The 10,837-nt window shown below is 52.2% G+C and carries 15 protein-coding genes; 10 read left to right on the top strand and 5 right to left on the bottom strand.

The features are described 5' to 3' along the window. The first annotated feature begins 79 nt into the window (after window positions 1-79). The 3 genes from AAHK21_RS05630 (at window position 80) to AAHK21_RS05620 (ending at window position 1,784) form a co-directional block, all read left to right on the top strand. On the top strand, window positions 80-250 hold the full coding sequence (locus tag AAHK21_RS05630) for a ParB N-terminal domain-containing protein (protein ID WP_367858961.1): 171 nt from the start codon (window positions 80-82) through the stop codon (window positions 248-250). A gap of 3 nt (window positions 251-253) precedes the next feature. Further along, window positions 254-652 carry a hypothetical protein gene (locus AAHK21_RS05625; RefSeq protein ID WP_367856676.1) on the top strand — a complete coding sequence of 133 codons (399 nt, stop codon included), beginning with the start codon at window positions 254-256 and terminating at the stop codon, window positions 650-652. A gap of 265 nt (window positions 653-917) precedes the next feature. After that, window positions 918-1,784 carry a hypothetical protein gene (locus tag AAHK21_RS05620; protein ID WP_367856675.1) on the top strand — a complete coding sequence of 289 codons (867 nt, stop codon included), beginning with the start codon at window positions 918-920 and terminating at the stop codon, window positions 1,782-1,784. Here the strand turns inward: AAHK21_RS05620 and nfi are convergent. Beyond that, a complete protein-coding gene (nfi, locus tag AAHK21_RS05615) occupies window positions 1,753-2,466 on the bottom strand; it encodes a deoxyribonuclease V (RefSeq protein ID WP_367856674.1) in 714 nt (237 codons plus the stop codon). The genes AAHK21_RS05620 and nfi overlap by 32 nt on opposite strands. A 539-nt stretch (window positions 2,467-3,005) precedes the next feature. Between nfi and AAHK21_RS05610 the strand changes: the two genes are divergently transcribed. The 3 genes from AAHK21_RS05610 (at window position 3,006) to AAHK21_RS05600 (ending at window position 4,954) form a co-directional block, all read left to right on the top strand. Continuing rightward, the gene (locus tag AAHK21_RS05610; protein WP_367856673.1) at window positions 3,006-3,440 is read left to right on the top strand and encodes a hypothetical protein; all 435 of its coding nucleotides are present in this window, start codon (window positions 3,006-3,008) and stop codon (window positions 3,438-3,440) included. Between the two features lie 98 nt (window positions 3,441-3,538). Beyond that, window positions 3,539-4,033, top strand: coding sequence for an SMI1/KNR4 family protein (locus AAHK21_RS05605; protein WP_367856672.1), 495 nt, complete (start codon window positions 3,539-3,541; stop codon window positions 4,031-4,033). A 288-nt stretch (window positions 4,034-4,321) separates the two neighbouring features. Then, complete coding sequence (locus tag AAHK21_RS05600) at window positions 4,322-4,954, top strand: hypothetical protein (RefSeq protein ID WP_367856671.1); 633 nt, start codon at window positions 4,322-4,324, stop codon at window positions 4,952-4,954. 147 nt (window positions 4,955-5,101) lie between these two features. Here AAHK21_RS05600 and AAHK21_RS05595 read toward each other — a convergent pair whose 3' ends face one another. After that, complete coding sequence (locus AAHK21_RS05595) at window positions 5,102-6,280, bottom strand: integrase core domain-containing protein (RefSeq protein ID WP_367856670.1); 1,179 nt, start codon at window positions 6,278-6,280, stop codon at window positions 5,102-5,104. Between the two features lie 138 nt (window positions 6,281-6,418). Between AAHK21_RS05595 and AAHK21_RS05590 the strand changes: the two genes are divergently transcribed. The 4 genes from AAHK21_RS05590 to AAHK21_RS05575 all read left to right on the top strand — a co-directional run bounded on the left by AAHK21_RS05590 (window position 6,419) and on the right by AAHK21_RS05575 (window position 8,554). Further along, a complete protein-coding gene (locus tag AAHK21_RS05590) occupies window positions 6,419-6,979 on the top strand; it encodes a hypothetical protein (RefSeq protein WP_367856669.1) in 561 nt (186 codons plus the stop codon). A 22-nt stretch (window positions 6,980-7,001) separates the two neighbouring features. Beyond that, a complete protein-coding gene (locus tag AAHK21_RS05585) occupies window positions 7,002-7,349 on the top strand; it encodes a DUF3969 family protein (protein ID WP_367856668.1) in 348 nt (115 codons plus the stop codon). An 87-nt stretch (window positions 7,350-7,436) separates the two neighbouring features. Further along, window positions 7,437-7,940 (top strand): hypothetical protein, encoded by a 504-nt coding sequence (locus tag AAHK21_RS05580; RefSeq protein ID WP_102683563.1) that lies wholly within the window; start codon window positions 7,437-7,439, stop codon window positions 7,938-7,940. Between the two features lie 221 nt (window positions 7,941-8,161). Then, window positions 8,162-8,554 carry a DUF2846 domain-containing protein gene (locus tag AAHK21_RS05575; protein ID WP_031314530.1) on the top strand — a complete coding sequence of 131 codons (393 nt, stop codon included), beginning with the start codon at window positions 8,162-8,164 and terminating at the stop codon, window positions 8,552-8,554. A 119-nt stretch (window positions 8,555-8,673) separates the two neighbouring features. On the opposite strand, the gene AAHK21_RS05570 is transcribed toward AAHK21_RS05575, so the two are convergent. The 3 genes from AAHK21_RS05570 to AAHK21_RS05560 form a co-directional block, all read right to left on the bottom strand. After that, window positions 8,674-9,534, bottom strand: a complete 861-nt coding sequence (locus tag AAHK21_RS05570) for a glutathione S-transferase C-terminal domain-containing protein (RefSeq protein ID WP_046856513.1) — start codon at window positions 9,532-9,534, stop codon at window positions 8,674-8,676. Between the two features lies 1 nt (window position 9,535). Continuing rightward, the gene (locus AAHK21_RS05565; RefSeq protein ID WP_023629104.1) at window positions 9,536-10,183 is read right to left on the bottom strand and encodes an FMN-dependent NADH-azoreductase; all 648 of its coding nucleotides are present in this window, start codon (window positions 10,181-10,183) and stop codon (window positions 9,536-9,538) included. A gap of 206 nt (window positions 10,184-10,389) precedes the next feature. After that, entirely contained in the window at window positions 10,390-10,827 is a 438-nt protein-coding gene (locus AAHK21_RS05560; RefSeq protein ID WP_046856512.1) for a PaaI family thioesterase, read from the bottom strand. Window positions 10,828-10,837: the final 10 nt, after the last annotated feature.

Below are 10,837 nucleotides of genomic sequence, written 5' to 3'. Positions count from 1 at the left end.
CTGGCGGCGAACGGATCTAGCCTTCATGTAGGTAGGGCGAGATTAGAGCAGGGAAAATAAATCTGTCCCCTTTTTCGCAATTGATGTAGCTAACGTGAACGGGAAGTTAATCATTATTGATGGTCACCATCGCGCTGAGGCTGCTGCAAAAGCTGGTATTAAAAATGTGCCAGTCAATGTGGATGGTGTGACTAGAGAGCAGGCAGATCAGCTTATGCGAGAAGCTGCTGAAGCTCGAGTGAGGTACTAATCCATGGGGCAAATAAATGTGGATAGTGTTTTTCGTTTTGTAGAGCTTCAGTGTCAGTTGGTGCTTGAATTTATGCGGACACACCCCGATGCCAAAGATTTGACATGGCTACTAGACTTCCCTAAGGCTGGAGAGGTTTTTGTTGGTGGCGATAAATGGCGATTTATTAGGCATGGTTCAGGTCTGCGTTTTGAAAAGATGACGGGTAAGTTGTGCTGGGTTGTGGATGTTCATAAGTGTTTTGGTGATCCCAGGATAATCGATGATTGGCGGCTGCTTCAGTTCTTTGAATCATCTGGAGAGTGCGTGGGTGAGACTAAAGTTTCGCTGCTGTTAAATGAGATGTGCCTGGGTGGGCACTTGTTTGACCAAGGTGGTGGGCAGTATCTTTTTGTAGGTTAACAATTTAGTGCTGTAAGAAAAAAGGACGGAAAAGGCGGAAAAGGGGACAGGCGGAAAAGGGGGGCGGCGGAAAAGGGGACCGGAAAAGGGGACAGATTTATTTCCCCTACTCTAATTCCAGATCCTGGTAGCGAAGGGATCTAGCTGTCACGTAGGTAGGCCGAGATTAGAGTGGGGAAAATAAATCTATCCCATTTTTTCTTGTCCCCTTTTTTCTTTTTTCTAAGTAAGAGGATGTGGATCTAATCACTGGGAGGGAATACTTATGATTATAAAGAAAGCGGCGTTGACAGAAGAGGCGGGTACATGGGTCTTTCGAGGTGCCCCATACTCTGGGGCGGCATTGGAGTTTATGGACGGAGATCTCATGTGGGGTGGCTTGTACGACAATGGCCGTTACATAGGTGATTATCGCAGCGAATTTATTTTGGAGGGAGAGTGCGTCGGAATTGAATCTGAACGTGATTACACAGGTGAACAATTTTTTCTGGGGGGTGAAGTCTATAATGGATTTGCTTATGAGTTTGCCGGTGAGGTTTGTGTCAGTGAACAGCTGTTTGAGTATGGCTGGGTTATTGCGGAGGTTACGTATTATTCAGGGGGACAGCTTCGTTCCCTTGAGGTGGGTGAGGATGTCATACAACAATATGAGTGGTATGAGAACGGCGATTTAATAAATGTAATGCTGTATAAGCGTGATGCCTTCATGATGTCTTTGGGCTTTTCAATGAGTAGATTGCAGCGTTTAACGTTAATGGGGGATTATTTCGGTAAGGTGTCGACGGTTAGTAACTCCATAAGATTCCCTGTGTTGAGAGAAAAGAAGGAGCTTTCGGAGCTTATATGCGGTTCTCGGTTATCGCTAAGTGGGGATGGTGTTGATGAATCAGCTATTAAGTACTTGTTAAGTAGTGAAAATTTAAGCTATGTAAAGGAGTTGTGTGTGGATCGTATCTCCGATTCGCCTGAGACTTTGGCCCGCTTGAGAACCCTTGACCAACTGAAAGAGCTGAAAGTCGCCGAAGATGAGGGGAAGCGTGATTTTTGGCGCAAGTGGTGTGCGGAGTTCAAGGCGCTTCACACGGAATGTGATGTTTACTTCAATAATCGAATGGTAGGTTTGGGGACTTGATGGGCGGTTTGTTCTGTTCGTAGAACTGCCTTCCATATCGGTCTGCAAGTCGAGTTGTTTCTGGTAATCGATAGTGGCGTGTGGCGTTCAGTACCCAGTGGCAGGCTGTTTCAAGGGAGATTCGGTGGCCGATTGAAACGAACACGGGTTTTACATTTTTTTGAGTCCTGAGCGCGGTCCCGATTAGTTCGTCGCCGTCGAACAGGCCTGATTGGCATCCCCTTTCATCAAGGGGAGGTGCGTACTCACCAATGAAGCGACTTTTTCCGCATCCAATAGTGGGTATGTCATAAAGTACCCCCAAATGCGATGCCAAGCCAAACCGACGAGGGTGAGCTATACCTTGCCCGTCGCAGATGATCAAGTCAGGTCGGTGGGTTATAGTTGATAAGAGCTTCATGATTGAAGGTAGCTCTCTAAACGAAAAAAGACCAGGCACATAGGGAAACGAAGTCGTACCCGACCATGCATGCTCTTCGATGATTTCCAGGCTTTCAGCGTCAACCACAACAATGGAGGCGATCAGTGTATCGTTCTCTTTGTGGTAGGCGACATCAATGCCTGCGATACTAGAGATCGACCCAAGATGATCTTGCTTGACCACAAGTTTAGATAGTCGTATCTGTAGATCTATGGCTTCGCTTGGGGTTATATCCCAAGGGTGTTGTATGACTGGCTGCATGTGGACTGTTCTCGCTAAATCAAGCTGGTGAGATTGTTGTCAACGAACCGTCAGATTATGCCATTTAAGAGCCAAATGACCAGCTGATTTTACTATCGATCTGGGGCATGGAAAGCATGAAAGGGACTGAAAAATGGACAGATCTAGTTTGCCTGCTGTAGTTCAGGCGGCAGGAAAAGGGACCGATCTATTTTCCTACTCTAATTCCGGCTTCTGGCGGCGATGGGATCAAGCTATCATTAGGTAGGCCGAGGTTAGAGTAAGAAAAATAAATCTGTCCCCTTTTTGTCCCCCTTTTTGTCCTTGATCTTGGGCATGAAAAAAGTATGAAAGGGACTGAAAATTGGACAGGTCTGATTTTCCTACTGTAGGTTCGGCCCCTGTGGGGCGAAGGGATCGAGGGGACATGCAGAGTAGGCCGAAATTAGAGTATAGAAAACAAATCTGTACCCCTTCTCGTCCAATATTTATATTAGAACCCAGGGCGGTTGGTTGGATATTTCGGCCGGTCGTCTGACTCAGTATATAGGGTGGCAGTGATGGCGGCTGGTTTATTTGTTCCAGTGAGTAAGGTTCCTGAGCTAAAAATGCTTAAAGTAAGGCTGAGGAAAGAATTGTCTAGTCTGGGGTTTGTGACGCAGAGAATAACCATTGATGTAACTTTGGTGGATAGTGATTGTTTGTTGGGCAATATGATTTACATCATGGATCATGAGGGTGGCGCGTGCTGTTGGTTGACCTTCATGAGCGCGGATGATTCTTTGCTAGAGGTGAGTGAGAGTGGAGTGCCATTTATTGCTCATGTTTCGGGAGGGACTGGACGGGGGAGACGTCTCGCTTTGGCTGTTTCCTATGGTGTATCTGTCGAAGGGCAAGGAGAGTGTGTTTATGATGACGGTCGCCTGTATTTGGGGGGAGGAGCAGGTTATAGTTCTACAGAAGTGCTCAAGAAATTATTGGTGGAGCTGAAATGATTAGATATCTGCTAAAAACGAAAAAGGGGATGCAGATCTACTTTGCTAATCTAATTTAAAGAAGAATAAATCTGTCCTCTTTCTGCTGGAGTGATTTCGTGGGTGGCGATAAGTTATTAGAGTATTTGTGCGGAGCGGAACGGAGCTTCGTAAAGTGTATGGGCTATAGTGAGCCCGAACTGGATAAAATTGCCCGGTTATACGATATTCGCGTTGAAGGACAACTGCGGTTGTTCTTGAGCAAGATGGGGAAATGCGCAGTAGGTTTTATCGGAGACTCTCAGGTTCAGTTATACCGCACCTCTTGGACGGTGAGGGAGCATTTGCTTTTTCAGGTTGACTTCTTCTCGCAAATGCAGGAGGCAGGTCACTATGGTTTCTTGAATAACCCTTTTGTTTTTTCGCTTGTCTCGGAAACGCAGTACTATTTTCTCCAGACTTCGTTAAGTGATGCTGTCTATCACTATGACTCCAATACTGATATTGTGACAGAGACAAATGCTGATCTATTTGCTTTTCTGAAGCTTTTGGCTGATGAGAATAGAGGTGTTCTCAAGGTTTTCACGTGTGGTGATTTGTTGAGGATCATTTGAGTAGGACGAAAGTGGAAGTGAGGAAAGAGGGGGAATAGGGGAATAGGGGAGGGGAATAGGGGAATAGAGGGGAATAGGGGACAGATTTATTTTTCCTACTCTAATTTCGATTCCTGGCGGCGAACGGATCTAGCCTTCATGTAGGTAGGGCGAGATTAGAGCAGGGAAAATAAATCCGTCCCCTTTTTTGCTGAGAGAGATTTGGGGAACGCTACGCGCGATGGTGAGTGTTTGATCAAGGGCTGTGTGCCGGCCGACTATATTAAAACGGTAAAAAAATAGGTTTTTATGAAGCCGAAAACATACGAGCTTTTGAATCACATTCCAAAACATGCGGATTATGCCGTGAGTGCAGGAGATTTGGATCCAGAGGATATTCCACCGGTTAGAATTGACGCCGTGCTGGATTTGCTTCGTCATGCGAATAACGATGAGGAGCACTTCTTGGCTGCGAAGTTACTGACCAGTTGGGGCATCCATGAAGGGTTGATTGCCTTGGAGGGGAGAATGGACAAACCTGGGCGCATCGAAGGAGTCTATTTCCATCGACTACACGGATACGACGACACTTATCACCAAATACTCTTGGCTGTGACTCGGTATTTTGCCAACGTGGCTGATCGTGGAGATATCGAGGCTGCGAGAGTCCAGATCTATTCCCCCCTATCGAAAATCATTGCTTTGGCGAGTAGTGAACCGTTTGAAATAGCCAAAATTTTTGACTTCGTGAGTAGTGAAAACTACTCAGAGTATGTGCCTCTTGTTGAAAAGCACCTTGTCGCCATAATTGATCATCTCGAAATACATCGCTGGAAAATTTATGATGCTATTGAGTTTTTGATGGTTTTTAATCCCTGTTTCGTTGCGTCTCTATTGAAAGAGAAAAACAAGACGATTGATGATTTTAGGCCGGTGGCATAAGGGCGATAGCCTCGGTGCAAAGGCAACTGGTGCAGCTGAAGTAGCGGCTACGTCTGCAACTGCACCGGAGAAAAAGCAGGGAAAATAAACCTGTCCCCTTTATTCTTTGCTGTACGGATCACCCACATGGGTTACACAAAAGTTCACTCACATAGGTGACAACACCTTGAGTGTTACATAACCATCAGTGGCATCCCGCACATCGACCCTGCCAAGGATGATGGGACCGAAAATAACATCCCAGATGCCATCCCCAACCTGCTCCAGTCCAATGGTCTGGTGCTTGAGCACATAACCTACGTAGATCCTCAAGCCCCGGCGATTGATGATGCCGGAGCTATCAGCCGGCAAGCTCTCGATATGACTGGGATAGGTCATTTCGGGGAGCTTTTCAGGGAATGGGCGTGGAGATGGCTGGTAGCAAGACGCCGGTGTTTTCTGCTTCAGCGCTTCATGCAAGCGCTCATGATTGTAGTGCTGCCGAAAGCGATCAAAGTGCCGTTGTTGAGCCTCCCAGGCCACTGCCGGCGGCGATGGGAGCGTGCTTTTGAGCGTTCGATGCATGCGCTCGTGGCGGCCATTTTGTTCAGGCCGACCAGGCGCAATACGCTCGGGAATGATGCCTAGACGCAGCCACCAGATCGACAGCTGAGAAAGTCCCGCACGCCCCTTACTGGCAAACGGCACACCGTTATCGGTACGAATCCGCTCAGGCAAGCCATTCTCTCGGAACACTTGGGTGAAAACGGCCTGGGTTTCCAGCAGGTTGGTATTGGGCATGCTGTGACAGGCGAGCAGGAAACGACTGGCGTGATCCATGATCGTCAGCGGATAGCACCAGACGCCTGCACCTGTCAGGAATTGACCTTTGTAGTCCGCACTGAACAGCTGGTTAGGCGACTCGGCCTTCTCCAGGGGCTTGGGATAGACCGCTACACGCTGACGTAAGCGGCGTGGTTTGACCAATTCGGCTTTCTTGAGGATGTTGTAGATCGCTGTCTTCGAGGGCGGCGCCTGATCAGGGAAACGCTCCTGTAGCGCAGCCTGGATCTTTTTCGGCCCCGGTTCCGTTTCGCCTCGACTGCGCAATTCGATGATGGCTTCGCGAACTGCGGCGGGTACGACCCAATCCTGGTTCAACCGGCGGCGGCTGCGTTCTTCCAGCCCCGAAGGCCCCTTTTTCTCATATCGCTCGACCCATTTGTAGCCGGTCTTTCGGCTGATCTCGTAGGCCTGGCACAGGGCGCTGAAGCTGGGCGGCCCCTGCAGGTAATCCGCGATGAAAAGCATTTTAAGGTCCATAGGTTTCAGCTCTCGCCAAGGCATGGTCAGATCCTCGAAAACCGACCCTGCCAGTTAAAGACTGTTACCTATGTGCGTGAACTGATTTGTAACCCATGTGGGTGAGTCATACCTTGCTTTTTTCTTTTTTTCTTTTTTTCTTTTCTAGAAAAGTAGAAAGATATGAACTTAGTTGTTGTTTATCCAAGTTGGTCGAGCTTTGGGTCTTATGACCTCTCGGCCAATGAGCCTGATGCCAAGGTTCAGAAGGAACGACCTCCTTTCGGTTTGCGTGAGATTGTGGGGTGGTTGAGTGACGACGTCAGTAGTAGTGTTAGCGCAAAAGCGCTGATCACTCGACTGGAGGACTGTCAGCTTCGTGGTCAATCTGAGTACTTGGGGTTCGGCAATGCACACCACATGGCATATGCGGCAGGTCATCTGTATCTAGAGTGTGAGTACAGTGAGGGATCCCAGGTATTAATGACCATTGAGCAAGCTGTTTCCACTTTGAGTGACTACATGGTTTTTTTACAGGCTGGCGTTCGGAACAAAGAGGCTCCACCTCAGCCGTTCATGGTTGAATACCTTGCCGAGGGAGAGGAATCTTATAGACGCTTTGAAGCGCTAGGTGGTCGTTTGGGGTTTTCGGTGGAGGAAATGAAGGGCATGAGCCGGGCTGATCGGCAAGAAAATAAACGGAGAGTATTGGTCGATAAGTCTCATACTTCCAAAAAGCCTTGATTGGGGATGGGAGGCGTATTAGGTGGCCGATGTAGCGCTGGAGGTAAAAATTTTTGACGGTGATGAAGCTGGACGATTTCTAGCGATGGCTTCGATTGGGTTGCTTTCGTCAGTCAGGGCTGGTGTCATCGAGCTGGATGAAGCAGAACGCTTGTTGTTCTCGCCCGGAGCGTCAAGTGTTTTTAGAAGGAAAGGGATTTCTGCTGTTGTCTGCGATCTTGTTATGGAATGTTGCGAATTGGAGGACATACTGGGTCTCTTGCCGGATAGGTTTGATAGCGAGCTTGTACGGCTAATTGATGCTTTTTCGGAGTATTTAGCCGCCACGACACCCCTAGATGCCTATTCGGATCATGTGGAATATAGATAGTTATATACTGCTGGCAGTATCGAGGAAGAGGCGTAGGCGTGGGCCTATTCCATTCTTCACCGCACTTTTCCACATTGGCGCACGAACATGAAAATAATCAAATCCTTCGCGAAATTGACAGGGCTTAAAAGGTTTGCGGCTTGGCGAGCCGGCTGGCAGGAACCAGCGTCTGTTGACCTGTTTTCCTATATTGAAGATGTCGTCAGCCCAGAGGACAGTTTGATTTTTTGCAAATGGCTGTTCCCGGATTTCGTCGTGTTCGAGGATTCGGTGATACTGGAAATGAAATTTGACGAGCCCGCATTTCGTGTGTGGCTTGATCATTTTTCAGGCGATAAAGCCGGTGTCGAGAGGATGCTGAATCACACCCATCTGTACGATGTGTTTTCAGGGTGTGGATCTGCGGTGGACGAGGTGGTTTTCGAGCAACTGTCCAATGTGCTGGCTATGTCCTGGCGAATGGTGTTGAAGGCGCAATTTCCTGATAGGAGCTTCCACGTGGAGGCTATTAACTCTGATCAGGAGTATGGCCCGGTGGTCACGTTCCATGAAGTGCGTGCGACCGTCTCCATGTCGATGACCTCTGGATAGTGCCCCTGCCACGAATACGATCTTTGCTCCACGTCCTGAGACTGCAGATTGACGTCAAGATGATGTCAAATTAATATCGCCTCGCTCTGCCCACCCACCGTAAATGACTACCCTTTTCGTACGCAAGGAAGCCCCCTGTGATCAAGACCCTGTTCAAAGCTGCCGCCGTTCTCTCAGTCGCCCTGTTGTACGGCTGCGCCTCCACCCCTTCGGCAGACAAGATGCAGGCGGAAGTCGCCAACTACGCGCTGCCCAAGGCTGCGGTGGCCGACAAGGCTTTGGTCTATGTGGTCCGCCCCAGCAATGCCGGGATGATGGTGCGTTTCAACGTCTTCCTCGATGACAAGGAAGCCGATTCGGAAATGGGCTACAACCGCGGCAACCAGTACATCTATTTCTACGTGACACCGGGCACTCACGTGATCAGTTCCAAAGCCGAGAACTGGGCCGACATGACCGTGAATGCGAAGGCCGGCGAGGTCATCTACCTCAAGCAGGAAGTCGAGATCGGCGTGGTCATGGCGCGTAACAGCCTCAAGGTGCTGAGCGACCTCGAAGGCCGCTACCTGGTCAAGGACGCGGCGCTGGGCACCATCGCCAAAGAGAGCAAGTAAGCGCTGCCGATCCGTGTGGTGATCGGCATGAACAACAAGGGCGACCCTCGGGTCGCCCTTGTTGTTCATGCCGTGGAAAAAGGTAGAAGAAGGAGCGCGCTCCCAGCAACGCCAACTGCTCAGTTCAACCAGCTCAACGCCGGCCCCTGGGGCACGATCCGGGTCGGATTGATGTGGTTGTGCGAGTAGTAGTAATGCAGCTTGATATGCGCCATGTCGATGGTGCGGTAGATCGCCGGGATCTGCGTCAGGCGCACCAGGTACTGGTACAGCGCCGGGTACTCGGCCAAAGTCTTGTGGTTGGCCTTGAAGTGCACGTAGTACACCGCCTCGTAGCGGATCAGCGTGGGCAGCAGGAACAGGTCCGACAGGCTCAGCTTGCCGCCCACCAGGTACGGCTGCTTGCGCAGCCGGTGCTCGAGGGTGTCCATGGCCGCGAAGAACTGCTTATAGGCCTCGTCGTAGCTCGCCTGGTCCGGGGCGAAGCCCATGTGGTAGACCATGCGGTTGATGTTGGTGTGCAGCCACTGGTTGAGCTCGACGATGTCGCAGCTGGAGCGGTCGGGCACCAGGTCGATCGGGGTCTTGGCCAGGGGCAGCAGGCGGGTGGCCATCTGCAGCGCCAGCTCGGCCGAATCGTTGTGCACGATGCGGTTCTGCTGGCGGTCCCAGAGCACCGGCACCGACTGGTTGCCGGCAAAGCCCGGGCGCGAACGCTCGTACAGGCTCGACAGCAGGGTGACGTCCTTGTGCAGCGGGTCCTGGTCGTGCTCGTCGAACTCCCAGCCCTGGTCGTGGCGGCGCGCCGCCACCGAGGTCACGTCCAGCGCGTCTTCCAGGCCCAGCAGGCTCTGCACCAGGTGCACCCGGTGCGAGAACGGGCAGGCGTGGGAGATGTACAGGTGGTAGCGGTTGGGCTCGGCCACCAGTTCGCTGAGGAACAGCTCCTGGACCGACGGGTTGTCTTGGCTGCGGGTCATCTTACCTCCCTACTGCGGTGGCCAGGCTTGGGCATGGGCGCTCGCCGAGGGCGGCGATGCTGTGCTGGATCTTCAGGTTGGCGGCGGCCAGGCCCGCGGCCAGGCTCTCTTCGCCCATGCCCAGGCCTTCGGCGTAGATGAACTCGACGCTGTTCAGGCCGACGAAGCCCAGGGTCTGCGACAGCCAGCCGGCCAGGGTGTCGGTGCCCTGGCTGTAGACGCCGCCGCTGGCGTTGAGCACGTGCACCGGCTTGTCGTCGAGCAGCCCGACCGGGGCGCCGTCGACATAGGTGAAGGTGACGCCGCCACGCACGATGTAGTCGACCCAGGTGTGCAGGATGGACGGTGCGCCGAAGTTGTAGCGCGGCAGGCCGATCACCACGCGGTCGGCTTCCTGGATTTCTTCGATCAGCTCGTTGGACAGCTTCAGCGCCGCGGCCGCCTCGATGCTGCTGGCGTCACCGCCGAACAGGGCGTCCATGGTCACCGCATTGAGGTGCGGGATGGGCTGGGCGTGCAGGTCGCGCACCGCCACCGAAGCTTCGGGGTTGACCTCTTTGAGCTGCTTGAGGAAGTTGTCCACCAGTTGGCCGGAGAAGCCGCCGTCGGACTTGATCGAGGAGCGGATGACCAGGACCTTGTGATTCATTGCGCGAATCCTTTCTGTGATGTGTGTGGCATGCAGTCTTGAGCAATCGGGCTGGAGTGAAAAGCGCAGATAATCAGGGTTTTACCCTTAAGGTTGTCATGTATCGGCAGGGGCTTTGCGTTGAAACGAGCGCGGGGCAAGCCCGCGCTCACAGAGGGTGTGAGAGTGGGCTTGCCCCGCGATGAACGTGATGTGCGATTACGCCTTCACCACTCCCGCTTGAGCCTGAACTTGCTCAGCTGCGCGCTGGCGATGCGGGTCTGGCTGCCGTCGGCATTGACCCGCCAGGCCTCGGCCTGGGTGAACATCAGGTTGCGGCCGTCGCGGATCACCTTGGCGTGGAACAGCACCTCGGTGTCGCGCGGCGTGGCCGACAGCAGCAGGGTGTTGAAGCTGTTGGTCAGGGCGTACTCGTCCGGCCCCAGCAAGGGCAGGGTGGCGAGCATGCTGGTGACGTCGAGCATCGAGTAGATCACCCCGCCGTGCAGGGTCTGGCTCAGGTTGTCGATGTCGGCGTTGACGGTCAGCCGGCAGGTGCACTGGCCGGGGGACTGTTCCAGCATCTCTAGCCCGCAGTAGCGCTGGTAGGCGTGTTCGAGCAGCGCGCGCGAGTGCGCGGCGGCGTGGTCGCTGATGGTGCTCATGGTGTGATCC

Origin of the sequence: Pseudomonas sp. TE50-2 (genome assembly GCF_040813665.1) — a bacterium.
Classification (GTDB): Bacteria; Pseudomonadota; Gammaproteobacteria; order Pseudomonadales; family Pseudomonadaceae; genus Aquipseudomonas; species Aquipseudomonas soli.
Note: the sequence above shows the minus strand (reverse complement) of the source record. Positions and strands in the feature narration are given on the sequence as shown.